The organism is Stenotrophomonas sp. YJH_SMC_82 (genome assembly GCF_059368875.1).
Genome location: NZ_JCAFSE010000002.1, coordinates 138,417 through 164,409, shown reverse-complemented (window position 1 = coordinate 164,409; position 25,993 = coordinate 138,417). Strand labels below are relative to the sequence as shown.

Genomic DNA, 25,993 nt, shown 5'->3' with positions numbered 1-25,993 from the left:
TTTTTCTTTGCCCGGAGACGCTATGGCGCAGATCACTCCCCAACAGGCTGGCGGCGTGAACGTCGTGGCCTTCCTCGACATGCTGGCCTGGTCCGAAGGTACGGACAACGGCCGGCAGCCGACCAACGACCGCGGCTATGACGTGCTGGTCGGTGGTGGCTTGTTCCGTGGCTACGCCGACCACCCGCGCGTGGTGGTGGATCTGCCGCGGCTGAAGATCCAGTCGACCGCAGCCGGCCGCTACCAGCTGCTGCGCCGCTACTACGACGCCTACAAGAAGACGCTTGGCCTGAAGGACTTCTCGCCTTTGAGCCAGGATCTGATTGCGTTGCAGCAGATCCGGGAGCGCCGCGCGCTGCCGCTGATCCAGGCGGGCAGGATTCCCGAGGCCATCAAGGCGGTCAGCAACATCTGGGCGAGCCTGCCCGGAGCTGGCTACGGCCAGCACGAACAGAAGCTTGCCGACCTGCTGGCCGTGTACCGCAAGGCCGGCGGGACGGTGGTGCCGTGACTGAGCCCGTGAGCACTCTGAAAACCATTGTCGGGACGTTCACCGCGGCCGTTGTGGCGCCGGCGACCGCTGATGCGCTGCGGGAGGCCGAAAGGGTGATCCTCGGCGTACCGCAGTCCGTGCTGCTGGTTGCCATGGCGGGAGCGCTGATCGGCGTCCTGCTGCTGCCGGAAAAGGACGCGGAGCGCGTGGCCGCTGACGCCAGCCGCCGGCGCGGCCACCGCCTGCTGCAGACTGCCGCGCGCTGGGCTGCCCTGGCTGTGGCGGTCGTGGCCTACGCCATCGTGGCCGCATGGGTCATCGCCGTTGCCGCGTCCATCTGGCCGGCGCTGGCGGGCGCCCCGCAGCTTCCCCTGGCCGGCCTGTCCGGCGTCCTGATCCGCCGGCTGTTGCCCGGCTACGTGCGCATGGTGGAGCGGGCCACCGGTGCCATCGGAGGCGATAAGCCATGAGCGTACTGATTCGATTCCTGCGCGCGCTGTGGACCCTGATCGTAGGCGCCGCTGCCGACGCGCTGCAGTGGCTGAGCAAGCCCGGCAGCAAGGTCAAACTGGTGTGCGCGGTGCTGGCCTTCGGCTGCATGGTGTCCGGGCTGACTGCCTGGGAGAAGGAGCAGAAGATCCGCGACCTCAGCGCCCAGGTGATCAAGGTCCGGGCGGACTGGCAGGCCGATGCCGCCCGACTGCAGGCCGACGTGGACAGCCGCGATCAGCGTCTGGCCGAGGTCGCCGCCGCACTGAGGGCGGAAGCCGAGAAGCTGCAAGCCCTCCGGGACGAGAGTGCGGAGGCACTGCGGGCCTTGGCAGGAAAGGTCGAGGCTTCCGAGAAAGAGGCATCCACCTGGCGCGGTCGCTATGAGCAACGGCCCGACACCTGCAAGGCAGCACTGGAGCTGCTCGATTCCGCTTGCCCGGCACTGAAGGGGTACTGACATGCGCGTCATCGTGGTTGCTACCGCTGCCCTCCTGGCCGCGTGCCAGGCAGCACCTACCAAGCCGAACCCGCCGGCGGCAGCCGTCATCACCATGCCGGTGGCCACCTACGTCCCGATCGATCCCCAACTGCGCAAGCGCTGCAAGTGGGTGAAAGAGGCGGCGCCGTCCGCCGTATTCGAGGTGAGCAACGGCCGGAAGCGTTGCCTGCTGCAGTACGAGGCGCAGCTCGACGGCATCGACCAGGTGCAGGGCAAACCTGTCCCGGATTTGCCCTGATGGTCCGGCAGACGGCGCGGGAACGCCGCGTGCTGGCGTTGGGTCGCCTGAAGACAGGCGAGATGAACAAGACCGAGGCCGCGTATGCCGAGCGGCTGCGCGCGCTGCAAGCGGCAGGCGAGGTGCAGTGGCACCGGTTCGAGGGCATGAAGCTGCGCTTGGCCGACAACACGTTCTACACCCCGGACTTTGCAGTCATGGCTGCCGACGGCGTCATGGAGTGCCACGAGGTGAAGGGCCACTGGCAGGACGATGCACGGGCCAAGATCAAAATCGCCGCCGCCATGTACCCATTCCGCTTCATCGCGGTGAAGGTCAGGCGCAAGCGCGACGGCGGTGGCTGGGAAGTGGAGGAGTTCTGACCCTCCCTACTGATGCTCCCTGAGCAACTCCTGCAGCTGGCTCGCGAGGTAGGAGATATCAGAGGATGGCCCGTAGAGCCCGGTGACCCACTCAGACGGTGGGGCATTGGTCCGCAAGGAGAAGTTGGCGGATGCCTGCCTGATAGCTGGCTCGTAGAACGCATCCTCGATCCTGGTCAGCCGTCGCTTCGAGCCGTCGACAGTGCCGGTGGCCGCGCGCTGCTTCAGGTGGGCTTTCAGCTCTACCAAGCGCGCGCGGTAGTCCTGCAGTTCATCTGGAGCCAGGGATCGATGGCGGTCGCCTGCTGCGGCAATCTCTTCAAATTCGTCATGTACCCGGAGCAGCTCGGCAAGTACGAGTCGTGCTTCATGGAGATCAGTGGTGTCCATTCAGTTCAATCCTGATGACGGCGTCGTCCGTGTGGAAATGTGCGTGCGCGGCGGTAAGGAGGGTGACCTCAGCCGGTACATCGCCTCTGGCGCGCTGCGCACCCTGGATTCTATTGCTGCCATGGATCAGGGACCTGCGAGACGAAAGCTGATCAGCTGCCTGATCCAGCAAGCACGATCGCTCAAGCGAAACGAGGATGAGCTGCGATTGGCCGCAAGGGCAGGGAGTGCCAAGCAGTGAGCGTGGCTCGCGGCCGCAGGACCCGGCAGACCGGCGGCAGCGCCTTCGCCCACCTGTATGGCACCGCTCGGTGGCAGCGCACGCGCAAGGCTCAGCTCGACCGTGAACCGCTCTGCAGTCGGTGCAAGGCCCGCGGGCACGTGACGGTGGCAACGGTGTGCAACCACACGAACGGACACCCGCCTGGGGAGACCGAGGAGATGTTCTGGTCTGGACCCTTCGACAGCCAGTGCTCCGACTGCCACAACGTCGATCAGGCCCGTTTGGAACGGGGTGCGGTGCAGGTCCGAGGGTGCGATGAGGACGGGTGGCCGGTGACCGGCTGACGCGTTCCACGCTCCTGTTCCACAGGGGGGGGTGAATTTATGCCATTTCGACCGGCCTAGACCGACCGTCCCCCCAAATTCGCGTATCCACAATTCACGGGACGACCCTCGAACGGGCCATCCCAGCCAAGAAATCCCGCATTTTCCCGAGGAATTCATGCCAAGGCCCCGATTGCCCGTCGCAAAAGCTGCGACAAGCGGCGCCGCCATGAAGAATCCAGGCCGGCATGCCGGGAGAAAGAGGCCAAAAGGTACGCGCGCCCTGGGCGAGCCGTTCAAAACCATGACGGCTGCCGAAAAGCGGGCGTGGAAGGAATTCGCATCGGAAATGCCATGGCTCAATTCCAGCCACCGGGTGCTTCTTCGCCTGGCGTGTCTCTGGACTGCGCGGATGGAGGACCCCAAAGCCGAATTCGGCGTGTCAGCAACCCAGGCGCTCAGCTCGATCCTTTCGAAGCTGGGCGCCACACCTGTGGATGAATCGAAGGTCTCGCATGGCGGTGACGAAGAAGACCAGGGCGAAGAATTCTTCGGTGGCCCCAGCTCCGGCCGACCGCACTAAGGCGTATGCGCTGGATGTGGTGGCTGGCCGGATCGTTGCCGGCCCCCATGTCCGAAACGCCTGCCGGCGCCACCTGCAGGATCTGATCGAAGGCCCCGAACGGGGCCTTTGCTTTGACCACGGGGCTGCCGAGTACGCATTCCGCTACTTCGAGAACGTCCTGATGCTCTCCGAGGGTCAGTTCGAGGGCCGGAAGTTCGAGCTACACCCTTCGCAGGCGTTCATCATCGGCTCGCTCTTCGGCTGGAAGGGCGCAGACGGGCTTCGCAGGTTCCGTCGCGCGTACATCGAGCAGGGAAAGGGCAACGGAAAGAGTCCGCTGGCCGGTGGGCTGGGCCTGCTGGGGATGACGGCCGCAGGCGAGGCCGGCGCACAGATCTACTCGGCGGCAGCGAAGAAGGACCAGGCGGGCATCCTGTTCGCCGACGCGGTGAAGATGGTCAAGAAGTCGCCGCTCCTGGCCAAGCGCATCGAGTTCGCTGGCGGTGAGGGTCGGGAGTTCAGCATGGCGCACCACGCCAGCGCGAGCTTCTTCCGGCCAGTGTCGCGCGACACGGGGCGGACCGGCTCCGGTCCTCGACCGTTCTTCGTGCTGGTCGATGAGGTGCACGAGCTTCCCGACCGGCGAATCATCGAAATGCTGGAGCGCGGCTTCAAGTTCCGCCGCGAGCCGCTGCTCTTCATGATCACCAACTCCGGCAGCGACCGGACCTCTGTGTGTTGGGAGGAGCACGAGCATGCCGTCAAGGTCGCCGCCGGTCATACCGAGGCGGTGAACGATCCGACCTTCGTCGGCGACGTTATCGACGACAGCACCTTCAGCTACGTGTGCAGCTTGGACGACGGGGACGACCCCCTTGAGGATCCCAGCTGCTGGGCGAAGGCCAATCCCCTGTTGGGGGTAACTATCACCGAGCAGTACCTGGCGGGCGTGGTGGCTCAAGCCAAAGCGATCCCCGGGTCACTGAACGGCATTCTTCGTCTGCACTTCTGCGTGTGGACCGATGCGGAGACCGCCTGGATGACGCGCCCAACGCTGGAACCGGCGCTGGCCGACTTCGACCCGCGCATGCATGAGGGGCGCAAGCTCTACCTCGGCCTTGACCTGTCGCAGGTCCGCGATATCACCGCCATGGCTGCGGTCGTGGAGACCGGCACAGTCCCGGTGGAGGTGGAAGTCGAGGGCGAGAAGCTGATCATCGAGAAGCCGACGTTCGACGCCTGGATCGAGGCTTGGACACCCGGAGACACGCTGGATGCGCGGCAGCTGCAGGACAAGCTGCCCTATCGCACCTGGGTCAATGGCGGATTCCTGCATGCGCCGCAAGGGCAGGCCATCAACTTCCGGCACGTGGCCCAGGTCATGGCCGAGTACGACAGCCGCTATGACTTGCAGCTGGTCGCGTACGACCGCTACGCGTTCCGCCGCTTCGAAGAGGAGGTCAACGACATTGGCCTATCTGTGACCTTCGCGGAGCACCCGCAGGGCGGTTGCAAAAAGGGCAAGCCGCTGGAAGCGGCGGTGGAAGCCGCCGAGCAGTCGGGGCAGCCCGTACCTGAAGGCATGTGGATGCCCGGATCGCTGCGCCTGCTGGAAGAGGCGCTGCTGGAGGGTCGCCTGCGCCTGCGCCGCAACCCGGTTCTGGTGTCCGCAATCATGTCCGCCGTCATCGAATCGGACCGCTGGGGCAACAGCTGGCTGTCGAAGGCCAGATCGGCAAACAAGATCGACGCCGCGGTGGCCCTTTGCATGGCCATCGGCGCGGCACACGCCATGCCGCCGGATGCCGGCGGCATAGACGACTACCTGGAAAACGGCTTCTTTGGACTGATCGGATGACTACCTTTCGCTGGTACAACCCGCTGAGCTGGCGGTTCTTCGGATACGACGACCCTGCCACCGGCAACTACGTGGAGGTCGACCTATCCACCGGTGGCCGAGGCACCAAGGCGGGCGTCCGGGTGACGCCCAAGAAGGCGCTGACGGTCAGCATCGTCTGGTCGTGCGTGAAGGTGCTGTCCGAGTCCGCCGCGGGTCTGCCTTGGAAGCTGTATGAGGACAAGAGCGGCGTGCGAGCGCTGGTCAAGGGAACCAGCCCGCAGCGCCGACGGCTGCTGCGCCTGTTGAGCAAGCCCAACCCCTTCATCAAGTGGTTGGACCTGATCAAGGCGGTTGTGGTGAACATGGCCTTGCGTGGCAACGCATTCATCATCATTCGACGTGATGACAGCGGTGAATGGATCGGCCTGATTCCGGTGGGGGTGGACAACGTTCGAATCGACACCGACGACGGCTTGGTTTACTGGGCGATCATCAACGGCAGCGAAACCCCGGTTTCCCCGGAGAACATGCTGCACTTCAAGCTGTTCAGTTCCGACGGCATCGTGGGCCTGTCACCGGTGGAGTACCAGGCTGAAACCATCGGCCTGGCGCGCGCTGCGCAGGATTGGTCCGCCCGCTTCATGCGCAAGGGTGGCTTTACCGGTGGATACATCATCTATCCCGGCTTCCTGACGAAGGAGCAGCAGGCGCAAATCAAGGCGAAGCTGCCTGATATCCGCCAGGGCGATGTGGACGACCTCGGCAAGATGGCCATCCTGCAGGGTGGGCCGACGATCACGCCGGCCGGCCTGACCCAGAAAGACAGCCAGTTCATCGAATCGCAGCAGTTCCAGGAGGAGGCGCTCGCCGGTATCTGGGGCGTTCCGCTGTACCTGACCAACCGCGCTCGCTCCACTTCGGTGCTGGGCTCCAATTTGGAGCAGCAAACCAGCGGCTTTGTCACCTTCGGCCTGAAGCCTTACCTCGACGCGATCGAGAGCGAGATCAACGACAAGCTGTTCGCCGATGGCGACATGTTCGTGGAGGCCGTCGTAGAGGGGCTCCTGCGCGCCGACAGCGGAGCGCGAGCCAACTACTACAAGACCGCCCTTGGCGGCTCCGGCGGCTCGGGCTGGATGGCCATCAACGAGGTCAGGGTGAAGGAGAACCTACCTGTGCTGGAAGGCGAGCAATACAACCAGGTCACACGGTGGACCAGCAACAAGCCCGATTCCAGTAACGACGACACAACGGGAGATCCCGCCAATGCTTAGCAAGTACTCCTGCCCGTTCGAGGTCAAGGCGGCAGACGATTCCGGCAACTTCGAGGGCTATGCCTCGGTGTTCAACAACGTGGACCTCGGTGAGGACCTGATCCTGCCGGGCGCGTTCGTCAAGGTGAAGACGACTCGGACTGGCCGACTGCGCCTGGCGCTGTACCACAACCTGACCCGGCTGATCGGCGATGCCGAGTTCAAGCAGGATGGCAACGGCCTGCACTTGAAGGGCAAGGTCAACCTCAACGTCAGCTACGCCAAGGACGCCTACGAGCTGATGAAGGCCGGCACCTTGGACGAAATGTCAGTCGGCTTCAACACGCTGGAGGACGCGATCGAGAACCGCGAGGGCCGGCGGGTGCGCGTCATCAAGAAGGCCGAATTGTGGGAGGCATCGGTCGTCCCCTTCGGCATGAACCCGGAAGCACAGGTGATGAGCGTCAAGTCCGATGTTCGCGCCTTCGAATCGGCCCTGCGCGAACGCATGGGGCTGTCCCAGAAAGAGGCGGCGGCCGTCGCCTCGCTCGGCTTTCCCGCAATCCACCGTGACGGTGGGATTGGGGACACGGAGACCGTGAAGCAGCTGCAGCAACTCGGCACATCCATCGAATCCATCTTCAAAGGAATGCACCAATGAGCGAGAACATCAGCGATATCCGTGAGGGTCTGGAAAAGCAGCTGAAGGACGGCTTCGCCGGCCTGCAGAAGAAGTACGACAGCGCCTCGGCCGAGATCGAGAAGGGCAACCAGGTCACCACCGATCTGAAGAAGCAGATCCAGACCGCCACCGACGAGATCCAGAAGGTGGTCGACAAGGTGCTGAAGCTGGAAGAGAAGGGCATCGGCCTGGGCAACCAGCCCGGTACGAAGAAGGGCTTCATCGACTTCATCAAGGGCAACGACGAGTACAAGGCGCTGCAGGGCCGCGAGAAGTCGGCGGCCGAGATCGAGATCAAGAAGGACGAGCTGGCGTCCATGCAAGAAACCAAGGCCGTCACCAGCGCCGGCATCGTCGTGCCGAACTACGACCCGACCATCCAGCCGGGCATCCGCCAGGAACTGCGCATCCGCGATCTGATCCCGTCGATCTCCGTCACCGGCCAGAGCTATACCTACTTCCGCGAGAAGTTGCATACCCGTGGTGCTGGCCCGGTCGGCGAAGGCGGGACCAAGCCGCAGAGCAACGTTACTTTCGAGCAGAAGACCGACCTGGTGAAGAAGCTGGCGGTCTGGATCCCGGTCACCGACGAAGCTCTGGACGACGTGCCGCAGATGTACGGCTACCTGCAGCAGCTGCTGCGTTACGACCTGAAGCTGGAAGAAGAAGTCCAGATCCTGAAGGGCGACGGCCTGGGCAACAACCTGCCCGGCCTGATGACTGATGCCACGGTGTTCGACGACGCCCTCTCGAAGGCAAGCGACACCTCGATCGACACTGTCCGCCGCGCGATCTACCAGGTGCGCAAGCAGTCGAAGCTGTCGGCCGACGCCACGGTGATGACCGAGCTGGACTGGATGAACATCGAGCTGGAGAAGGACAGCCAGAACCGCTACCTGTTCGCCAACCTGCAGGGCTTCGTGACCCCGATCCTTTGGGGTCGGCCGGTGGTCGCCTCGGACAGCATGGACGAAGGCGACGGCACCACCACCGGTGGCGAGTTCCTGGTCGCCAACTTCCAGCGCGGCGCCACGATCTACGACCGCATGAGCTTCCTGTTCAAGGTCGGCCTGATCAACGACGACTTCGTGAAGAACCAGCGCGTATTGCTGGTCGAAGAGCGCCTGGGCCTGGCCAAGCGCCGCGTCGAGGCATTCGTGAAGGGCCGCTTCAAGCCGCAGGCGTGATAGCGAGCTGATCCCGAACGAGGCCGGCCACGTGCCGGCCTCTCTCTTTCTATACGGAGCAGGAACATGAAGATCAAAGCCGAATGGGGCTTCCGCGGCGACGCCCCGAAGCTTAATGCCGAGTCCGCCGATGTGAAGGCTGGCGACGTATTCGACGGCGTGGATCCGGAATACGGGCACGCGCTGGTCGGCAAGGGTCTGGTGGTACAAGTTCACGAAGGTGCTGCACCCCAGGAGACGAAACCGGCCCGACCCAGCGAACTGAAGACGGGCGAGGGCGGCGGTGGGGTCGAAACCTCCAGTACTGAAGGAGCGACCGACGCTGCAGGCAACCAGTCTGGCGATGGTGAAGCGTCCGGCGGTGCCGGTCCGGCCGAACCCGTCACCGGCGGCGCAGCCTCTGGCGCGCCGACCACTTCCGACCAGGGCGGTGCCGACAAGAAGGCGCTCTTGATCCAGCAGCTCGAGGCCGCCGGCGTCGAGTTCGACCGCCGCTGGGGTGCTGATCGCCTGGCAGCAGTTCTGGCCGAAGCCCAGAAGAAGGATCCCGCCTGATGGCCGTCACCCTCGACCTGGAATTGGTGCGCAAGCAGTGCAACATCGTTGCCGACGTGGACGACGCCCTGCTGCAGCAGTACGTGGCAGCCGCGCTGGCGCACATCGAGCAGCACTGCGACCGGAGGCTGGTCGAGGGTGAGCCTGCCGGCCCGGATGAGATGAAGCTGTCGCCAGACGTGTTGCAGGCTGCACTTCTGCTGGTGGGGCATTGGGTCGCCAACCGTGAGGCGATTGTGGTCGGCGAGGTATCCACTGAGGTGCAGTTCGGCGTCGAGCGACTCCTCTGGTATAGGAAGACATTCTGATGCGCGCCGGCTTGCTCAATCGAAAGGTCCGGGTGGAGCGCCCGGCGTCAGGAACGGATGACTGGGGTCAACCAGCCCAAGGATGGGAGCTGGTCGACGAGATCATGGTCAGCGTTGCCGGAGAAACCGGTGTCGGAGCAATTCGCGCCGGCCTCCAAGGCGGCGTCCCGGCATCGATCTCCCGATACAGCTTCATGGCCAGGTATCAGACCGTGAGGGCGCTGGGGATCGATGCAACGATGCGGATCCTCTTCGATGGCTTGGTGTTTGAGGTGAAGGGGATCACTCGTGACCTGAACAGCAAGGATCGCGCCTTCATCGTTACCGAGGAGGGAGGGAACAGCGGATGAGCATCAAGGCGAACGTTGACTTCTCCGACGCGGTGAAGGGTTTGGAGGCACTTCTGGACTCCCGCGTCAGCCTCGCACGTTCCATGGGAGTTGCCGGTGGCCAGGTCATTCGGGATGAAGTGAGGTTGCGTGCACCGGTGGGCGCGGAGGAGGGTGGAAGCCTGCGCCCGGGCAGTCTGCGCGATGCGGTCTACCTGGCTTACCGCGATGGCAGATCCACCGACAGCCGGCAGATGTACTCGATTTCCTGGAACGCCAAGAAGGCGCCCCACGGACACCTGATCGAGTTCGGGCACTGGCAAACGCACGCGGTCTATAAGGACAAGGACGGCTCCTGGACGCTGGGTGCGCCGCTGGCGCAGCCCAAGTGGGTTCCGGCCAAGCCCTTCGTGCGGCCAGGCTACGAGGCGTCCCTGGCGCGCGCGCAGGCGGCGATGGTGGAAAGGGGTAGGGAGCGGCTTCCCGAATTGTTGCGAGAGGCGCTAGGAGGCAGCGGATGAGCTACGAACCGTCTCTCCATGCCCTGATTGCACCCTTGGTACAGGGGCGCTTCTATCCCGACGTTCCGCCAGACCAGCCGGTCTTCCCGTTTGCGCTCTATCAGCAGGTTGGAGGCCAGGCCCTGTGGTTCCTCGAAGGATCAATGCCGGACCACAAGCATGCGCGGGTGCAGATCACCATATGGTCCAAGTCCAGGCCCGAGGCCAACACGCTGATCCGTCGTATTGAGGATGTGATCTGTACCGGCGTTCCACATTCCGAGCCCTATGGCGCCGCAGTCGCCATGTACGAGGCGCCCATCAAGGCATACGGCGCCCGTCTCGATTTCGGGCTCTGGTTCCCTGACCCGTAAGTGGCCCACCAACCCCGTATCAGCCCGGCCATGCGCCGGGCTTTTCGTTTTCAACCAGAGGAAGACAAAACATGGCACTCAAGCTCCCGAAGGGCACCCAGTTCGGCTTCGCGCCGGTGCTGGCCACCAAGATCGCAACCACCGGCATCTCCAAGGCGGCGCCGGCATTGGCGAGCATTGCTGCCGATGCAGTCGACACCGACGACGTGGTGGTGCTGGAGATCCCGGGTTGGCCGGCCCTGAACAACCGCACGACCCGCGCTGGCGCCGAATCCACCGGTGCAATCGAATTGCTCGGCACCGACACCACCGATACCACCCTGTACCCGGGCACCAGCGGCGCCGGCTCGCTGCGCAAGGTGGCCGCCTTCATCGACCTGGACCAGCAGGGCGATCCGACCACCGCCGGCGGAGAACAGCAGTACTGGAGCGGGACACTGCTGGAGGACCCGACCGGCCGCCAGATCCAGATCCCGACCTTCAAGAACGCCAAGACCATCACCATCCCGCTCTACTACGACCCGTCCAAGCCCTGGTATCCGGCGTTGAAGACGGTCGACGCCAAGGGCGAGCCGGTCGTGCTGCGGGCCAAGCTTGCCGGCGGTGACGTTCTGTACTGGTATGGCTACCTGAGCTACGACGGTGACCCGACCATGACCGCGAATACCCCGATGGGCACCACCGCGACGTTCACGGCCTTGGCCGATTCGATCCTGGTGGAGGGCGCCTGATGTTCAAGGTAAAGGCCCCGGAGACCTTCAAGGCATCGTTGACCATCGTCGGCCACGGCCGCGAGCAGAAGCTCAACCTGATCTATCGGCACCTGACACAGGAGGCGTACACGGCGCTCCTGCAGCGCCTGGCGGGGCAGGAGATCACGCCGGCTCAAGCGATCCTGGACATGGTGGCGGAATGGGATGCGGACGTGTCGCTGGATACCGCCGGCGTGGATGAGGCCCTGCAGCAGCAGATCGGCCTGGATGCAGTGATCATCACCGGCTACGCGCAGGCGATCCAAGTGGCCCGCAAGGGAAACTGATCGAGGCGGTGGGGGCGCTGTACTGGCGCGCCCCCACCGAGGCCGAGCTTGCCCAGGTCGGCCTCAAAGCGAAGCACTACCAGCCGCCGGACGTGCAGCTGTGGCCCGAGTGTTCGCTGCCTATCGAGATCTTCTCGCGGGTCTCCACCCAGTGGCGTGCAAGCGCCGGAGGTCCGTTTGGGCTGGACTACAACGTCGTGTTCCAGGAGCTGGACCGCGAAGGGTTGACCGGTGATCGCCGGGCCGAGGTGATGGCCGCGATACGCATCATTGAGGGCGCTGCCCTAACCGAAATTAGCAAGGGCTGACCATGACCGACCAATCAATTGGCGCGGCTCGAATCGACCTGGTCGTCGATACGCAGCAGTTCGACAGTGCGATCACCGCAGCAAAGCGCGGTGTCGCCGACATGTCGGGCAGCGCACAGCAGCAGTATCAGCAGCTGTCGCGCGCTGAGCGCTCGCGCGTCGATACGCTGGTGCGCCAGGCGGACACCCTGGGCATGACCCGGTCCCAGCAGTTGGCCTACAACGCCGCCTTGCGCACGAGTGGGCCGGTGCTGGATGAGATCGTACAGAAGTTGGCCCGCGCTGAAGCTGCGGCCAAGCGCTCCGGAAAGGAGCTGAATGCATACGGTGTCAGCGCGGCCCAGCAGGCAGCGGCAATGCGCGGCGTGCCCGCGCAGATCACCGACATTGCTGTGAGCCTGCAGGGTGGGCAGAACCCGCTGACTGTCTTCCTGCAGCAGGGCGGACAGCTCAAGGACATGTTCGGCGGCATCCGGCCAGCGGCCGCCGCCTTGGCGTCGCAGCTGCTGTCGATGATCAACCCGCTCACAGCCGCAGCCGCGGCGACTGCAGCGCTTGGCGTGGCTTGGTATCAGGTCGGAGAGGCGCAGCGGCAGGCGGAACTGGCGCTGATCACGACCGGAAACTATGCCGGAACCAGTGCCGAGCAGATTGCGGCGCTCGCTCGGCAGATGGACAACCTTGGCGGTGTAACACGGGGCAAGGCCCTGGCGGCGCTGACTCAGGTTGCCGCATCGGGCCGGTTCACTGGCGAACAGTTCCGCTTGGTGTCGGAATCAGCGGCCGAAATGGAAGGAGCGACTGGTCAGAGCATCGACTCCACCATCGACAAGTTCAAGGAGCTGGCGAAGGACCCGGTAGAAGGCCTGCTAAAGCTGAACGAGGCCGAGCACTTCCTCACGCGCGCGCAACTGGACCGGGTGACCGCGCTTCAAGAAGAAGGGAGGCAGCAAGAGGCGGTAACGGAGGCGATCCGGATCTATCACGCCAGCCTTGGAGATGTTTCTGCAAAGGCGCGTGAGTCCCTTTCGGGCGTCAGCCAGTGGTGGAAGGCAGTAAAGGACGACACCTCATCGGCCTTCAGTGAGCTCGGGCGGTACATCGATCTCACTGATCGCCTCCTCACGCGCACCACGGGGGTGAAACGAGGTGCGGTGGCGGAGACGGCATCATTCTTCACCCCGATAGCAGGCCAGGCAAAGCTCGCGGGTGGGTTGCTTGGCGCGGCGAATGACTTCGCCGAGCGGTACTGGGGCCTTGGCCCCAAGCCCACCGTCACGATGGCAGGGATCTACGGCAATGGCGCAGAGGAATCGATCGACAGCGCTGGGGAGCGGAAGCGCCTAGAGCAGCGGAAGAAGGACCAACAGGAATGGGATCGTCTGGCCGGGCAGAACCTGTCCAAGCGCCAGAAGCAGCTCGCCGAAGAGGCGCAGATCGTCGCCCTGGGCAAGAAGCTCGGCAAGGACCAGGCTGATATCGACCGGGAAGTCGCAGCGTCGCGGAAGCAGTTCGCTGAGGCAGAAGCGCGCCGCGGTGGTGGCTCCAAAACAAACCCGGCCACGTCTATCGTTGCCAGAATTCAGCAGCAGGTAGCTCTGAACAAAGAGCAGTCAGGCAGCGAGGAGAAGCTCACTGTCAGCCAGCGCCTGCGGGTGCAGGTGCTGGAAGAACTGGACAGGCTGGGGTCCAAGATTCCCGAAGCGGATCGGAAGCGCATCGGGACGATGCTGGAGGAGCTGAAGACGACCGGCGACCTGGTGGAGGCCAAGGATAAGCAGAAGAAGACCTTGGAGGCGCTAACCCGCCAGCAGGCCATCTTCGACCAGCAGACCGAGTCACGGCGTCGGGGTAATGAGCTGGACTTGATGAGCTACGGCCGTGGCCAGGACGCGGTCGCCCAGTTGCGCCGGCAGATGGACGTGCAACGGGAGTACGAGGACGAACTGAAGCGCTTGGGCGACCGAAAGGTGGCCACCGATCAGGACCAGTGGGACCAGCTGGCGGCGAATGCGGCTAGGCACAGGGACGAGCAGTTGCAGTTGGAGATGGACTACCAAGCCCGCCGGCTTGCCGCGATGGGAGACTGGCGCAACGGCACCCGAGCCGCCTTCGAGGATTACGCCACGGAGGCGAACAACGCGGCTGGCCAGGCCCATTCCGCGCTCACGAACGCATTCCAGGGCGCGGAAGACGCGCTGGTTCAGTTCGCCATGACCGGGAAGCTGTCGTTCCGCGACCTGGCCAACTCGATCATTGCCGACCTAGCACGTATTGCCGCAAAGCAGGCCATCGTCGGCATTGCCGGGATGATCGCCAGTGCCTGGGGCGGTGGGGTCACTGCTGCGGGGAACGCCGCGGCTACCAGTGGAACGCAGCAGATCAACTCCGACCTTCTCGCGAACATTGGCCGCAATGCGAACGGTGGTGTCTACACATCGCCAAGCCTGTCGGCGTATTCCGGCGGCGTCTACAGCTCCCCGCAGCTTTTCGCCTTCGCGAAGGGAGCGGGCGTGTTCGGTGAGGCCGGGCCGGAGGCCATCATGCCTCTGCAGCGTGGACCAGATGGTCGCCTGGGCGTCGCTGCACATGGCGGCGGCTCAGGGTCGTCACAGGTGAACGTGAACGTCGTGGTGAACAGCGACGGATCGACCGATGTGTCAGCCGACACCCCGATGTGGCAGCAGTTCGGCAAGGAGATCGGGCAGCTGATCGACATGAAGATCAACGATGCGCAGCTCCGGTCCATGAAGGACGGCGGCGCTATGAGGGTGATGGGGAAAGGTTGATGACCGACACATTCAGTTGGAAAGCCACCAGCCAGAGCAGCGGATCAGCGACTGCGTCGGTGAGGCGTGCAAAGTTCGGGGATGGTTACACCCAGCAGGTCGCGGAGGGCATCAATTCCGTTGCCAGAAAGTACCAGGTGAGCTTCGTTGCGCCCAAGGCGGTGATCACCGAGATCATTGCCTTCCTCGATGCACACGCCGGCATGTCCTTCTGGTGGGCCGCCCCGTGGGGAACGGGCCTCTACTACTGCGACACCTACACCGACTCCCACCTTGGTGGCCTGACCTACAGCGTCACGGCCACCTTCGAACAGACTTTCCAGCCGTAAGGAGAGAACATGGCACTTCAGCCAATCAATATCGATACAGTCCAGCCGAACGGCAAGAAGGGCGATCCAGCCAGGATCGCCTTCGGGAAGGTCAACGATAACGACGCGTACCTCGATGGTCGGATCAATACTGTCGCCACAGCTGCGGCCACCGCGGACACGAAGGCGACCAATGCTGGTTCCGCAGCGGCGGCGGCCGTTCCGAAGGCTGGAGGTGAAGCCGGCGCGATGACGGGGACGCTCGTCATGCGAGGTGGAGGAACGGCAGTTCGTCGCGCCAACTTTTTCCACAATGCGAATGCTACGAGCGATTTCGGAGCCAAGCTCACCCTGTCCTACAACGCCAGCAACAGCGATCTGGCCGGTGTTTTCCTGGTCCCTACGGGGCCCAACGGATTCGAGTCCCAATGCCAAGTCTGGTTGAAGGACGGCGACTTCTTCAATTCGGCCTACGTCCAGGTGCTTACGATCACCCGAACGGCTGTCACCTTCAGGGGCAGTGCCTTGTGGCACGCGGGAAACACGACGGTGGATGCCAACAACTTCATCAAGAGAGCCTGAACATGGAGCCCATCTGCACTGCAGCTTTCAACATCCAGCCTGATGGCGGGATCGTGCTCGATGGAGACCATGCTCCTGGCACAAGCATCGGTTGCTCGTTTGATGCATTGGGCATCGCGTGCGCTCGTGTTGCGACTGGTGTGTATCGGGTAGCTGGTCCGGGGATCAAACCGGCCACCGGGTGGCGCGCGAGCGTATACCGTGACGAGAACGACGAACAGACCATCCGTCTGGCCATCCAGCAGGAGGCGGGTGCGGTGCTCTACACGTGTACCGATCCGGCGACCGGAGAGGCAAGGGACATTGTCTACTTGCTGACGGTACGTGTCGTCGTTGACGTTCCGGAGGTCGAACAAACCGAGGATGCGGAGGTCGATGCGGCATGATCACCGCAGATGCCCAGCAGCTCGAGCCAGGCGGCCGCGTCACGGTCTATGAACTGGACTGCACCAGCTTCGGTGCAGATCAGCTCTGGTTTCACCAGCACCTGCAGTCGGGGGTGATCTGGTGGCAGGGCCAGGAATATGGGCCATGGCCGATCATCGCTACCGGCTTCGAGCGCACCAGCGAGCAGCAGCCCAACCCGCGGCTTAGGGTCAGCAACATCGACGGCCGGATCGGCGCTCTGTGCCGCATGTTCCAGGACCTGGCCGGCGCCAAGCTGATCCGCCGGCAGACGCTGGTGAAGTACCTGGACGCGGCCAACTTCCCCGAGGGGAACCCGTTGGCTGATCCGGGCGAACACTTCCCGGATGAAATCTGGTACATCGAGCGCAAGGTGGGCGAGGACGACGAAACGGTCGAGTTCGAGCTGACCACGGTGGCCGACTTCAACGGGCGGGAGCTTCCCGCCCGGCAATGCACGAGGATCTGCAGTGCGCTGCTGCACGGGGGCTATCGCGGTCCCTACTGCGGCTACACCGGCTCGGCCTACTTCGATATCAACGACCAGCCGGTCGACGACCCGGCCAGGGACGTGTGCGCCGGCCTGGTCCGAAGCTGTCAACTGCGGTTCGGCCAGGACAAGCCGATTCCGCACGGTGGATTCCCCGCCGCCGGCCTGCTGCGGACCTGACGCCCCCATACCCAAGCTCCAGACCATTCGCGCTGCACCAGCAGCACCACAGGGCTCGCCAGGCGCGGGCCTTTTCTATGGGCGAGATCCATGCAACAGAGCACCCTGCAGGCCATCCAGGCGCATGCCATGGCCGACTACCCGCGCGAGTGCTGCGGCCTCATCGTGGCCGGCTGCGATGGGGAGATATACGTCCCGTGCCGCAATCTGGCTACAACTCCCAGCGAGCACTTCCGGCTGCCGGCAGAGGACTTTGCCGACGCCGAGGACAGCGGCGAGGTGCTGGCCGTCGTGCACAGCCACCCGAACGCGTCTGCGGCTGCCTCTGATGCCGACCGCATCATGTGCGAGGCCAGCGGCCTGCCGTGGCACATCGTGAGCGTGGGGCAGTGCGTTGGAGCTGATCCCGAATGTGGCGACCTGCAGACCATAGTGCCCTGCGGCTACGAGGCGCCGCTGGTGGGCCGGCAGTTCGCCCACGGCGTGCTGGATTGCTACAGCCTGGTGCGTGATTTCTACGCCCGCGAGCTGGGTATTCAGCTCAGCCAGTACGAGCGGGAAGACGACTGGTGGGAGAAGGGCCAGGACCTCTACAGCCTGGACCGGCTGCAGGCGGAGGGCTTCGCGGTCATCCAGGGCGTGCCCCGCCGCGGCGACATGATCCTGATGCAGATCCGCTCACCGGTGCCGAATCACGCCGGCGTCTACTTGGGCGGCGGGAAGATGTTGCACCACATGCACGGCCGCTTGTCTGAAACGGTGGTCTACGGCGGCATCTGGGCCGAGCGCACTCGCTACATCGTCCGTCACAAGGAGGCCGGCCATGACTGATCGCCTGCGTACTGTCCGGCTGTACGGCCGCCTCGGCGCTCGCTTTGGCCGCAAGTTCCAGCTGGCGGTGAACAGCCCGGCCGAGGCCATTTTCGCGCTCGGCATCCTGCTGCCCGGCTTCCGGCAGTTCCTGACAGGCTGCAAGGACCAGGGCATCGAGTTTGCCGTGTTCATCGGGCGGGAGAACCTGAGCAAGGCGCAGCTGCACGATCCCCCGGGTGCCGACGATATCCGCATTGCACCGGTGCTGGTCGGCGCCAAACGTGGGGGCGCCCTGCAGACCATCGTCGGTGTGGCCCTGATCGTGGTGGCCTCCATCTACGGCGGTCCGGGCGCCGGCGCCGCAGCGGCCAAGTTCTGGGGCGCTGTCGGCGCGGCCGGCTGGAGTCTGGCCATCGGCGGCGTGGCGCAGATGCTGTCGCCCCAGCCCCGTGGCCTAGGGACGAAGGAGGCCGCCGAGAACACGCCGAACTACAGCATGAACGGGCCTGTGAACGTGCAGGCCCAAGGCAACCCAGTGCCCGTCGCCTACGGCGGCCACGACACAAAGGGGATGGTCGTCGGATCCGTGGTGATCAGCGGCGGCATCTACGCGGAGGACCAGCAGTGAACCGAGCCGTCAGCTATCAACACGATCCGCTGGCCAGCGCGTGTGCGGACGTTGTCGGCGCAGGCGGCAAGAGCAGCACCAACGCCCGCACGCCGGTGGAGACCCCGGACAGCCTGCACTCGATCTCCTATGCCAAGGTGCTGGACCTGGTCAGCGAGGGCGAGATCCGGGGTCTGGTGGCCGGCAACCAGTCCATCTACCTCAATGAGGTGCCGATCCAGAACAGCGACGGCAGCTTCAACTTCAACGGCGTGAAGGTCGAGACGCGCTCGGGCACGCAGGACCAGGAGTACATCCCAGGCTTCCCGTCGGTCGAGAACGAGATCGGCGTCGGCGTCGAGCTGCGCGACACACCGGTGGTGCGAGCAGCCTCCGGGCAGGATCTGTCTGCGGTTCGGATCCGGTTTGGTGTTCCCGCCCTGCAAAGGCAGAACACCGAGAACGGTGACACCGAGGGCTATGCCGTCGAGTACGCCATCGATCTGTCCACTGACGGCGGCGCCTTCACCACGGTGCTGAGCAACGCCTTCCGCGGCAAGACCACCACCGAGTACCAGCGCAGCCACCGCATCGACCTGCCGCCGGGCAATCAGTGGCAGGCGCGGATCCGCCGCCTTACACCGAACGCGAACAGCTCCACCGTCGCCGACACCGTGAACGTGATCTCCATGACGGAGATCATCGACGTGAAGCTGCGCTACCCGAACTGCGCACTGGCCGCGATCCAGATCGACGGCAGCCAGTTCCAGGGCAAGCCGACCACGGCCTACCGCATCTGGGGCCGGATCATCCGCGTGCCCAGCAACTACGACCCGATCGCGCGTACCTACAGCGGGGTGTGGGATGGCACCTTCAAGTCGGCCTGGACGAACAACCCGGCGTGGGTGTTCTTCGACATGGTCACCAACGACCGTTTCGGTCTGGGCGACCGAATCCCGCTGGACTGGGTCAACAAGTGGCGCCTGTACGAGATTGCGCAGTACTGCGATCAGCTGGTCAGCGACGGCATGGGCGGCATGGAGCCGCGCTTCACCTGCAGCCTGTACCTGCAGACCCGGGAGTCGGCCCACAAGGTGCTGCAGGACATGGCCAGCATGTTCCGCGGCATCAGCTTCTACGCGGCGGGGCAGATCATGGCCTCGGCCGACATGCCGAAGGACCCGGTCTATACCTACAGCCAGGCCAACGTGGTCGACGGGAAGTTCACGTACACCGGCAGCGGCAGCAAGGCACGGCACACGGTGGCGTTGGTTTCCTGGTCCGACCCGGACGACTTCGGCCGGCAGAAGGTCGAACCGGTCCAGCTGCAGGAAGGGATTGCACGCTACGGCGTGAACCAGATCGAGGTGACGGCTTTCGGCTGCCACTCCAAGTCGCAGGCCCAGCGCGTGGGGCTGCACATCCTCTACAGCGAGAATCTGGAGACGGAGACCGTCAACTTCGCCGTGGGTCTCGATGCCCTGAACTGCATGCCCGGTGACGTGATCCAGGTCGCCGATGCGAAGCGCGCGGGGCGGCGCAACTCCGGCCGCATCAGCGCGGCCGCGGCGAGCAGCCTTACCCTGGATGTGGTGCCGCCCTCGATGCAGGCCGGGGATCTCCTGCGGGCGGCGCTGCCGGGCGGGAAGACCGAGGCCCGCACCATCAGCGCGGTCAACCCGGAGACGCGCGTGGTGACCGTCTCTGCGCCTTGGAGCGCGATCCCGGTGGTGCAGTCGATCTGGGCGACGGAGTCGACCGACCTGGTGATGCAGCAGTTCCGGGTGATCAGCATCACCGAGGAAGATGGGCTGACCTATCGCGTCACCGCGCTGCAGCACCGCCCGGACAAGTTCGCGGCCATCGATGACGGCACCCGGCTGGAGCCGCCGCCAATCAGCATCGTACCGCCCAGCGTGCAGCCGCCGCCGGCGAACGTGCGCCTGTCCTCACATGTGGTGATCGACCAGGGCATTGCCACGCCGGTGCTGACCATTGAATGGGACGCGGCCGACAAGGCGATTGCCTACGACGTGGAATGGCGCCGGGATGATCTGAACTGGGTGCGTGTGGGGCGCGTGGGCACGGCTAGCGTGGAGGTGCGCGGGGTCTATGCGGGCAAGTACCTGGCCCGGGTGCGTGCCGTGAATACGCTCAATGCGGTGTCGCAGCCGGCCCTCAGCGTCCTCACCGACATTCAGGGGAAGACGGAGCCGCCGCCGGCGCTGACCTCACTGACGGCAGCGTCAGTGGTGTTCGGCATCCAGCTGGCCTGGGCGTTCCCGCCCGGGGCAACCGACACCGAACGCACCGAGATCTGGCGCAGCGCCGGCCCGAACCTGGAGAACGCGACGAAGCTGGGCGATTTCGCCTATCCCCAGAACCGGCACCGGCTCGATGGCCTGGCCGCCGGCGCGAAGTTCTACTTCTGGGGTCGGTTGGTGGACCGCAGCGGCAACATCGGGCCGTGGTATCCCGCTGGCGCTGGTGTCGTGGGCGAGTCGAGCACCGACGTGACCGAGTACGACGCCTATTTCTCTGGCCTCATCAACAAGAGCGCGCTGGGGCGGGAGCTGCTGTCGGAGATCGAGAGCATCAGCAGTATCGCGCCGTTGATCTGGGCCGCAGATGCCACGTACGAATCGGGCCAGACGGTGGTGCACAACGGCAAGATCTGGTTGTGGACCGACGCCGCGCCCGGCAACGAGGAGCCCCCGGGCACGAAGTGGAAGAGCGTCGGTGATGCGGTGGCCGAGGCCGGTGCGTTGGCCGGGCGGATCGATCAGCTGGAGCTGGATGTTACGGAGGTGGACGGCAAGGTCACGGCGGTGGGCAACCGCGTAGATGGCCTGGTGGCGCAATACAGCGCGGAGCACGCCGGCGATGGGGACTGGAACGCGGGCGATGAGGACGCGTTTGCCGGCACGATCACCACGCTGACGGTCATCGCCAGCGGCGACTACGCGCTGGGCCGGCGTGTGGATACCACCGAGGCAGCGGTAGGCGAGACCCGGGCGATGGTGCAGGCTACCTCGCAGGCTCTGGTCGACTTGGACGGACAGATCAGCGCCTCGTACAGCCTGAAGCTGCAGATTGCAGCCAACGGCCAGTACTACGCAGCTGGCATGGGCATCGGCATCGAGAACCAGCCGGATGGCAGCTACCAGAGCCAGGTGCTGTTTACTGCCGACCGCTTCGCGTTCGTCAACCTGGTCAACGGGCAGCTGACCTCGCCGTTCGTGATCCAGGGCGGCCAGACCTTCATCAACCAGGCCCTGATCGGCACCGCGTGGATCACCAGCGCCAATATCGCCGATGCCGCGATCACCAACGCGAAGATCAGTGGGGCCATCCAGTCCGATGACTACGTCGCTGGCCAGACCGGCTGGAGGATCGACAAGGCTGCCGGCGGTGGGTTCCAGTTCAACGGCATGGTGGCCGGCGGATATCGCCTGAACATCACCAACCAGGGCGTCTACATCTACTACCCGAACGGCAACCCGGCCGTCGAACTTGGAGTGCTGCTGTAATGGCCGATGTGGGGCTGCGGGTGAGGAGCGAGAGCGGGTATGTGGAGACTACGGTCACCACACGTCTGAGCAAGATCATCGGGTCGTACAGGTTCCCGCTCTACAACCCGGTCAACTCCAACAACAAGTGGGTAGCGCCGCCGGAGGCAAATGGAGGGCTCATCGTCAATGACTTTTTAGGCGGTGAGCCCTTCTACTACTTCACCTGCGAGGGCCAACGATCGGTGTACGGAATGCTGGTTCCTTCGGTGACCATCTCGGGGAACAGCATCAACTGGAGCTGGGACCCTGACGTGGTGAACTACCACGTCAGGATGGAGATGTTCCCGAGCAAGCCCACGACGGACACCGTCGGCGGCATCACCCTTCATTACGGGGTATACAGCTGATGGCCGTCGGACTACGCGTACGGAACCAGGGAACCGGGCAGATCCAGATTGGGGCTGGCTATCGGAATCTACAGTTGGCCAAGTCAGGGACGCTCAACACCGGAACTTTCTCCGGCGGCGGGACCGGCGGCTCGCCGCCGTCTGCCTTGTGGTCGCCGAGCGGGGTCCTGGCTTCAACGAACGGGACAACGAACCTCCATGTCTGCCGCTACATCAACGACAGCGTGGCGACTACAACGGGATTCACTCTGGTTCAGACCGGTGTGACGTGTTTCGTCTACGCTTCCAACCAAGCGCCGAACAAGACGCTGGAGTACTACACGTTCAATGCCACCGAGCGTGCGGGCAGTGGACCGGTTGGTCTGCGCATGCGTGGCGAAGACGGCACGGTCTTCTACGACTCCCGACGCAAGGGTCTGCGGGTGCTCCAGGTGGTGGCGCTGCCAACGGTCCTTGGCCCCCCCGTAGAGATTGGCCAGTTCTTCCCAGGGACGAAGATCGGCATTGCCATCCCGTCGCCGCGCTTCTACTACTTCTCGCAGTCACAGGATCGGTGCACCATGAATGCCGACCATTTCCACATGACCAGCGACAACCGGATCTTCCTCTCGCGTTTGCAGGTAACTCAACAGACCTTGATCACCAACACCTTCCCGGTGGGCGGTGTGACGATGGGCCCGCAGAACGCGACGATCTTCATCGTGGACCTGACCGAGGTTCCGCTGGGGTTCGGTTGACCCGCGGCTATGCAACCGGCTGCAGCAGATCTTCGCGGTTGTTCTGCGGCATGTTCACCGCGCGGCTGACGCGGTACGCCTCCATCGCCGGCGGCTCGCTGGCCAACAGCATGGCCATAGCATCGTCCGGGCTGGCGGCCATCCACTCGTCGATCTGGCCGGCCTGCAGCCACACCGGCATGCGGTCGTGGATGTCGGCCGAGACACCACTGCTGTCGCCAGTGATGATGGTGAAGGTGCCGAGGTTGCCGTCGGGCAGCAGCGGACTGGTGTCCTCCCACAGGCCAGCGGCCAGCAGCGGCCCTGTGGCGTGGATGAACCAGGGATCTTTCTTCTCGTCGATCGGACTCACCGACCACTCGTAGTAGCCGGCCATGGGAACGACGCAGCGGCGCTTCTTGAACGCCGACCGGAATGCTGGCTTAGTGGCCACCGTCTCGATCCGGGCGTTGATGGTCGAGCCCTGCAGACCCTGCCTTGGCCCAGAACGGAAGCAGGCCCCACGCCAGCCGGGTTACCTGCCGGCCTTCGCCCCGGTCTAGGATCACCGAGGCGCGCTGTGTCGGCGCTAGGTTGTAGCTGGGCTGGATCTCGGCCAGGCCCGGGACAAGGTCAGCCAGCCCCGGCTGGCCAAAGTCGACAACGGGTAGCTGGACGAATCGGCCGCACATGGCGCGATTCAGGCCGGTATCGCTAACGGCATCGTAGGCCCCAACACTTGGTCGCATTCGACCAAGCGGGCGTTGCTGACTGCCTGACGCTTGCCGCATCCACCGCAAGCGAGCAGGGTTCCTCCCGGCATTGTCTCTAGGTCCGGAGCGCTTGAATGGGTGACATGTCTGCACTGGTTGCAGCGGATGGTGATGGCACTTACGTGCTTCAGCTTGCCCAGCTCGTCGCGGTCCGCGTCGAGATCGATAACGTGAAAAAGGCCTGTATCTGGCATTGCGAACTACCGGAAAATTTTGCGCATGCTGCGCTTTGTGGTGCGTGCATCTTGTGACGAAGGTCCGAATTCAGCAACACCCGAACCTGACGCGTTCAGGACGATTCAAAGACCTCACGCTCGCATGAGCCCGCTGCTGATAGGGTCGTGGCTCATCAAGGAGGTGCGCCATGCCCATCAGGGCGGTTGTATATGTGAGCAGCGCTGGCGAGGCGATCGCCGGCGACAAGCTGGGCCTGTCCAACGGAAAGCTGGATCAAGTTGTGGACGACGCGGCCCGGTTCAACCGTAACGCTGGAGTTACGGGGGTGCTCCTCTTCGATGGCGATCGCTTTCTCCAGTACCTGGAGGGGCCGGAGGATGGACTGTCAGTCGCGTATTCCCGCGTGTTGGGCGCAAGGAGCCATAACGGGATCGTGGAGCTGCAGCGGGGCAGGGTGGGCCAGCGTCGCCTGCCGTTCTGGCCGATGAGATGGCTCCCCGTTGAATCGGATGAGCTTCGGCGTGTGGCCCATGCGGACTGGACCCGATTCAATCAGCGGGGCGATCACCAGGCAGCCTATGCGACTGCCGTGGATCTGTTGGTCGGGGTGGTAGAGCCGTACGCCATCGCAGTCTAGGTCCTGTCGTTTGGCTCGCCTATTTGCTCGGTCAGAACCGTCAGCGATTGCTCGAAGGCGGCGGCGAAGAGAACGCCGCCATCGTGTTTGTGCTTCGCCGCGATGCTGGGTAGCAGGCGCAACCAAGTATCGGTCAACTGCTCGGGCGCCGGGTGGGTCAGGACAGAAACCCGCAGCGCATACTCCATTGCCTTGAGATAGCCGCGGTGAACCTCGATCGCAACTTCGCAGCAGTGGAGGCGGTCCATCAGTTCGGAGATGCCATCGGTCATTTCGGGTCCTCGCTATCGAGTTGATCATCGCGCTCGGGGTCGATCAGCGCCAGGAGTCGTTCGCGACGGCACTGCTCGAGCCAGTGATGCCAGATCTCCATTTCGTCCATCAATCCTGTCGCTCCGCAAGCCGGGCACGTAAGCGTGGTTCCCGTTCGATCCTTTTGAAAGCCTGTCCCCTCAGTCATCGACGACCTGAGTCCACAGTTCTTACAGGTTGATCGCACCTGTTCCAATCGGATGATTGCGCCATTGGGAGCAAGCAGCGGCAGGATCGAATGGATCCTGAAAGCGTTGGGAGGGTGCATAGCCGTGCCGCTTGAGGGCTGGACACGGGAGCAAAGGATTCTGCGCCGGAGAAGAGCCGTGAGACCGTACTGTGCTCGCCCTAAAGTGAACGCTTCATCACAGCGGGCTGAGCGGTGGCGTGCCTTCGCAGGATCTGCGACGGCCGGTCGTATCCTTCCGGCCATGTATTCCTCCGCCGGCTTCCGCACCGCCCCAATTCCCTCTGGCTGGGTCCAGACCGGCGAGCGCTGGGCGCTTTGGTACAACGGCCGGGAGACGGCCAGCGTCACGCCTGACGGCGGCCCTGGGGTCCGGTTATGGATGGAAGGCCAGAAGATGTGGCAGGTGAAGGAAGTGCGCGCGGCCAACGTCCGGCAGGCGAAGCGGTACGCCGAGCGCTGGTGTGCGGCCAGGCTCTATCCCGATCTGCCCCTGCGCCAGGCGGTTGCCCGGCTGACCGACAGCACCCCGACCCAGCCGCCGCCGCCCCTGCCAGGCCTGCCGCCGACCCGCGAGCAGCAGCAACAGGCTCGGCGCCTGGCCGAAGCCGGGGCTGTGGAACTGGCACGAATCAAGGAGGCGCTGGAGCCGCGCCGGCCGCTGAAGGAAACCAAGCCGAGGGCGAAGGACCCGATGAAGGCTTGGGTCAGGGCGGGACGAGGACAGGTGATTTCTCGCTATTGAGACTCGTTGTCTCGAGGCGATTCAGGTACAAGTGAGGCCTGGTTGCTGTCGTAGATCTCGCGGCAGTGCCGGAACTCCTCGGCGTGCTGCACGACCCAAGTCCACATGGGGATCATCAGAACTAGAAGGTCCTTGCCCAGCGGGGTGATGCTGTATTCAACGCGAGGGGGAACTTCTCGGAAATCGTGTCGGTAGATCAAGCCATCCCTTTCCAGCTGGCGGAGGGTGCGTGTCAGCATGCGCTGGGTGATTCCCTTCATCCTCCGCGCAACATCGGCGTGACGCAGTGTTCCGTACACGCCCAAGGCATGAATGATGCCAAGCGACCAGCGGCTGCCAGCGTGCGCAAGAACCTCACGCCTAAGGCCGTCGTCGTCCGCGCTCATGCCGTCG

35 protein-coding genes and 1 pseudogene are annotated in these 25,993 nt (G+C 64.2%); 32 read left to right on the top strand and 4 right to left on the bottom strand.

The genetic code is table 11. The features are described from left to right. Nucleotides 1-22: 22 nt before the first annotated feature. From AC5P53_RS08315 to AC5P53_RS08295, 5 genes are read left to right on the top strand one after another with little or no spacing between them, the layout of a single operon-like run. On the top strand, nucleotides 23-511 hold the full coding sequence (locus AC5P53_RS08315) for a glycoside hydrolase family 24 protein (protein WP_495227266.1): 489 nt from the start codon (nucleotides 23-25) through the stop codon (nucleotides 509-511). Between the two features lie 8 nt (nucleotides 512-519). After that, nucleotides 520-963 carry a hypothetical protein gene (locus AC5P53_RS08310; RefSeq protein ID WP_223224762.1) on the top strand — a complete coding sequence of 148 codons (444 nt, stop codon included), beginning with the start codon at nucleotides 520-522 and terminating at the stop codon, nucleotides 961-963. After that, nucleotides 960-1,442 (top strand): hypothetical protein, encoded by a 483-nt coding sequence (locus AC5P53_RS08305; protein WP_021203794.1) that lies wholly within the window; start codon nucleotides 960-962, stop codon nucleotides 1,440-1,442. Before AC5P53_RS08310 ends, AC5P53_RS08305 begins: the two co-directional genes overlap by 4 nt. 1 nt (nucleotide 1,443) lies before the next feature. After that, entirely contained in the window at nucleotides 1,444-1,722 is a 279-nt protein-coding gene (locus tag AC5P53_RS08300) for a hypothetical protein (protein WP_322546780.1), read from the top strand. Next, nucleotides 1,722-2,084, top strand: coding sequence for a DUF1064 domain-containing protein (locus tag AC5P53_RS08295; protein WP_262086901.1), 363 nt, complete (start codon nucleotides 1,722-1,724; stop codon nucleotides 2,082-2,084). The genes AC5P53_RS08300 and AC5P53_RS08295 overlap by 1 nt, the downstream gene beginning before the upstream one ends. A gap of 6 nt (nucleotides 2,085-2,090) precedes the next feature. On the opposite strand, the gene AC5P53_RS08290 is transcribed toward AC5P53_RS08295, so the two are convergent. Then, nucleotides 2,091-2,474 (bottom strand): hypothetical protein, encoded by a 384-nt coding sequence (locus AC5P53_RS08290; protein ID WP_322546781.1) that lies wholly within the window; start codon nucleotides 2,472-2,474, stop codon nucleotides 2,091-2,093. Here AC5P53_RS08290 and AC5P53_RS08285 point away from each other — a divergent pair. From AC5P53_RS08285 to AC5P53_RS08170, 24 genes are all read left to right on the top strand, one after another. Further along, complete coding sequence (locus AC5P53_RS08285; protein ID WP_322546782.1) at nucleotides 2,467-2,715, top strand: hypothetical protein; 249 nt, start codon at nucleotides 2,467-2,469, stop codon at nucleotides 2,713-2,715. The two genes, AC5P53_RS08290 and AC5P53_RS08285, sit on opposite strands and share 8 nt — an antisense overlap. Before the next feature lie 534 nt (nucleotides 2,716-3,249). Then, complete coding sequence (locus AC5P53_RS08280; RefSeq protein WP_495227265.1) at nucleotides 3,250-3,603, top strand: hypothetical protein; 354 nt, start codon at nucleotides 3,250-3,252, stop codon at nucleotides 3,601-3,603. Continuing rightward, nucleotides 3,536-5,443 carry a terminase large subunit gene (locus tag AC5P53_RS08275; protein WP_495227264.1) on the top strand — a complete coding sequence of 636 codons (1,908 nt, stop codon included), beginning with the start codon at nucleotides 3,536-3,538 and terminating at the stop codon, nucleotides 5,441-5,443. Before AC5P53_RS08280 ends, AC5P53_RS08275 begins: the two co-directional genes overlap by 68 nt. Then, nucleotides 5,440-6,699: a phage portal protein gene (locus tag AC5P53_RS08270; protein ID WP_142234522.1), complete on the top strand. Its 1,260-nt coding sequence runs from the start codon at nucleotides 5,440-5,442 to the stop codon at nucleotides 6,697-6,699. Before AC5P53_RS08275 ends, AC5P53_RS08270 begins: the two co-directional genes overlap by 4 nt. Further along, nucleotides 6,692-7,339: an HK97 family phage prohead protease gene (locus AC5P53_RS08265; RefSeq protein ID WP_142234523.1), complete on the top strand. Its 648-nt coding sequence runs from the start codon at nucleotides 6,692-6,694 to the stop codon at nucleotides 7,337-7,339. The genes AC5P53_RS08270 and AC5P53_RS08265 overlap by 8 nt, the downstream gene beginning before the upstream one ends. After that, nucleotides 7,336-8,547, top strand: a complete 1,212-nt coding sequence (locus tag AC5P53_RS08260; protein WP_495220398.1) for a phage major capsid protein — start codon at nucleotides 7,336-7,338, stop codon at nucleotides 8,545-8,547. Before AC5P53_RS08265 ends, AC5P53_RS08260 begins: the two co-directional genes overlap by 4 nt. 66 nt (nucleotides 8,548-8,613) lie before the next feature. Beyond that, nucleotides 8,614-9,102: a hypothetical protein gene (locus tag AC5P53_RS08255; RefSeq protein WP_262086890.1), complete on the top strand. Its 489-nt coding sequence runs from the start codon at nucleotides 8,614-8,616 to the stop codon at nucleotides 9,100-9,102. Further along, nucleotides 9,102-9,410: a head-tail connector protein gene (locus AC5P53_RS08250; protein ID WP_262086888.1), complete on the top strand. Its 309-nt coding sequence runs from the start codon at nucleotides 9,102-9,104 to the stop codon at nucleotides 9,408-9,410. Before AC5P53_RS08255 ends, AC5P53_RS08250 begins: the two co-directional genes overlap by 1 nt. After that, on the top strand, nucleotides 9,410-9,760 hold the full coding sequence (locus AC5P53_RS08245) for a head-tail adaptor protein (protein WP_495227262.1): 351 nt from the start codon (nucleotides 9,410-9,412) through the stop codon (nucleotides 9,758-9,760). Before AC5P53_RS08250 ends, AC5P53_RS08245 begins: the two co-directional genes overlap by 1 nt. Next, a complete protein-coding gene (locus tag AC5P53_RS08240; protein WP_495227261.1) occupies nucleotides 9,757-10,260 on the top strand; it encodes an HK97 gp10 family phage protein in 504 nt (167 codons plus the stop codon). Before AC5P53_RS08245 ends, AC5P53_RS08240 begins: the two co-directional genes overlap by 4 nt. Further along, nucleotides 10,257-10,613, top strand: a complete 357-nt coding sequence (gp17, locus tag AC5P53_RS08235; protein WP_142234528.1) for a tail completion protein gp17 — start codon at nucleotides 10,257-10,259, stop codon at nucleotides 10,611-10,613. The genes AC5P53_RS08240 and gp17 overlap by 4 nt, the downstream gene beginning before the upstream one ends. Before the next feature lie 71 nt (nucleotides 10,614-10,684). Then, the gene (locus AC5P53_RS08230) at nucleotides 10,685-11,344 is read left to right on the top strand and encodes a phage tail protein (RefSeq protein WP_495227259.1); all 660 of its coding nucleotides are present in this window, start codon (nucleotides 10,685-10,687) and stop codon (nucleotides 11,342-11,344) included. Continuing rightward, nucleotides 11,344-11,652: a phage tail assembly chaperone gene (locus AC5P53_RS08225; RefSeq protein ID WP_262086881.1), complete on the top strand. Its 309-nt coding sequence runs from the start codon at nucleotides 11,344-11,346 to the stop codon at nucleotides 11,650-11,652. Before AC5P53_RS08230 ends, AC5P53_RS08225 begins: the two co-directional genes overlap by 1 nt. 8 nt (nucleotides 11,653-11,660) lie before the next feature. After that, nucleotides 11,661-11,960, top strand: a complete 300-nt coding sequence (locus tag AC5P53_RS08220; RefSeq protein ID WP_262086880.1) for a DUF1799 domain-containing protein — start codon at nucleotides 11,661-11,663, stop codon at nucleotides 11,958-11,960. Nucleotides 11,961-11,962: 2 nt separating this feature from the next. Continuing rightward, a complete protein-coding gene (locus AC5P53_RS08215) occupies nucleotides 11,963-14,749 on the top strand; it encodes a phage tail tape measure protein (protein WP_495227258.1) in 2,787 nt (928 codons plus the stop codon). Beyond that, nucleotides 14,749-15,078, top strand: a complete 330-nt coding sequence (locus tag AC5P53_RS08210) for a phage tail protein (RefSeq protein ID WP_495227257.1) — start codon at nucleotides 14,749-14,751, stop codon at nucleotides 15,076-15,078. Before AC5P53_RS08215 ends, AC5P53_RS08210 begins: the two co-directional genes overlap by 1 nt. Nucleotides 15,079-15,087: 9 nt before the next feature. After that, on the top strand, nucleotides 15,088-15,639 hold the full coding sequence (locus tag AC5P53_RS08205) for a hypothetical protein (protein WP_495227256.1): 552 nt from the start codon (nucleotides 15,088-15,090) through the stop codon (nucleotides 15,637-15,639). A gap of 2 nt (nucleotides 15,640-15,641) precedes the next feature. After that, on the top strand, nucleotides 15,642-16,025 hold the full coding sequence (locus AC5P53_RS08200; RefSeq protein ID WP_495227254.1) for a hypothetical protein: 384 nt from the start codon (nucleotides 15,642-15,644) through the stop codon (nucleotides 16,023-16,025). Next, nucleotides 16,022-16,714 (top strand): phage minor tail protein L, encoded by a 693-nt coding sequence (locus AC5P53_RS08195; RefSeq protein ID WP_495227252.1) that lies wholly within the window; start codon nucleotides 16,022-16,024, stop codon nucleotides 16,712-16,714. The genes AC5P53_RS08200 and AC5P53_RS08195 overlap by 4 nt, the downstream gene beginning before the upstream one ends. A 90-nt stretch (nucleotides 16,715-16,804) precedes the next feature. Beyond that, complete coding sequence (locus AC5P53_RS08190) at nucleotides 16,805-17,545, top strand: C40 family peptidase (protein ID WP_495227251.1); 741 nt, start codon at nucleotides 16,805-16,807, stop codon at nucleotides 17,543-17,545. After that, a complete protein-coding gene (locus AC5P53_RS08185) occupies nucleotides 17,538-18,155 on the top strand; it encodes a tail assembly protein (protein WP_495227250.1) in 618 nt (205 codons plus the stop codon). The genes AC5P53_RS08190 and AC5P53_RS08185 overlap by 8 nt, the downstream gene beginning before the upstream one ends. Then, on the top strand, nucleotides 18,152-21,664 hold the full coding sequence (locus tag AC5P53_RS08180; RefSeq protein WP_495227248.1) for a TipJ family phage tail tip protein: 3,513 nt from the start codon (nucleotides 18,152-18,154) through the stop codon (nucleotides 21,662-21,664). Before AC5P53_RS08185 ends, AC5P53_RS08180 begins: the two co-directional genes overlap by 4 nt. After that, nucleotides 21,664-22,053, top strand: coding sequence for a hypothetical protein (locus AC5P53_RS08175; RefSeq protein WP_495227247.1), 390 nt, complete (start codon nucleotides 21,664-21,666; stop codon nucleotides 22,051-22,053). Before AC5P53_RS08180 ends, AC5P53_RS08175 begins: the two co-directional genes overlap by 1 nt. Before the next feature lie 74 nt (nucleotides 22,054-22,127). Beyond that, on the top strand, nucleotides 22,128-22,790 hold the full coding sequence (locus AC5P53_RS08170) for a hypothetical protein (protein WP_495227245.1): 663 nt from the start codon (nucleotides 22,128-22,130) through the stop codon (nucleotides 22,788-22,790). A gap of 7 nt (nucleotides 22,791-22,797) precedes the next feature. Here the strand turns inward: AC5P53_RS08170 and AC5P53_RS08165 are convergent. Next, nucleotides 22,798-23,461 (bottom strand): annotated as a pseudogene (locus AC5P53_RS08165) (SOS response-associated peptidase). Nucleotides 23,462-23,625: 164 nt separating this feature from the next. On the opposite strand from AC5P53_RS08165, the gene AC5P53_RS08160 reads away from it, so the two are divergent. Continuing rightward, nucleotides 23,626-23,793, top strand: coding sequence for a hypothetical protein (locus tag AC5P53_RS08160; protein ID WP_167357714.1), 168 nt, complete (start codon nucleotides 23,626-23,628; stop codon nucleotides 23,791-23,793). 113 nt (nucleotides 23,794-23,906) lie between these two features. Next, nucleotides 23,907-24,356, top strand: coding sequence for a BLUF domain-containing protein (locus tag AC5P53_RS08155; protein ID WP_495227244.1), 450 nt, complete (start codon nucleotides 23,907-23,909; stop codon nucleotides 24,354-24,356). On the opposite strand, the gene AC5P53_RS08150 is transcribed toward AC5P53_RS08155, so the two are convergent. Further along, nucleotides 24,353-24,628, bottom strand: coding sequence for a hypothetical protein (locus AC5P53_RS08150; RefSeq protein WP_197620987.1), 276 nt, complete (start codon nucleotides 24,626-24,628; stop codon nucleotides 24,353-24,355). The two genes, AC5P53_RS08155 and AC5P53_RS08150, sit on opposite strands and share 4 nt — an antisense overlap. A 471-nt stretch (nucleotides 24,629-25,099) precedes the next feature. Here AC5P53_RS08150 and AC5P53_RS08145 point away from each other — a divergent pair, with 471 nt between their 5' ends. Continuing rightward, nucleotides 25,100-25,600: a hypothetical protein gene (locus AC5P53_RS08145; protein ID WP_495227243.1), complete on the top strand. Its 501-nt coding sequence runs from the start codon at nucleotides 25,100-25,102 to the stop codon at nucleotides 25,598-25,600. On the opposite strand, the gene AC5P53_RS08140 is transcribed toward AC5P53_RS08145, so the two are convergent. Next, a complete protein-coding gene (locus tag AC5P53_RS08140; RefSeq protein ID WP_312581919.1) occupies nucleotides 25,594-25,986 on the bottom strand; it encodes a winged helix-turn-helix transcriptional regulator in 393 nt (130 codons plus the stop codon). The two genes, AC5P53_RS08145 and AC5P53_RS08140, sit on opposite strands and share 7 nt — an antisense overlap. Between the last annotated feature and the right edge of the window lie 7 nt (nucleotides 25,987-25,993).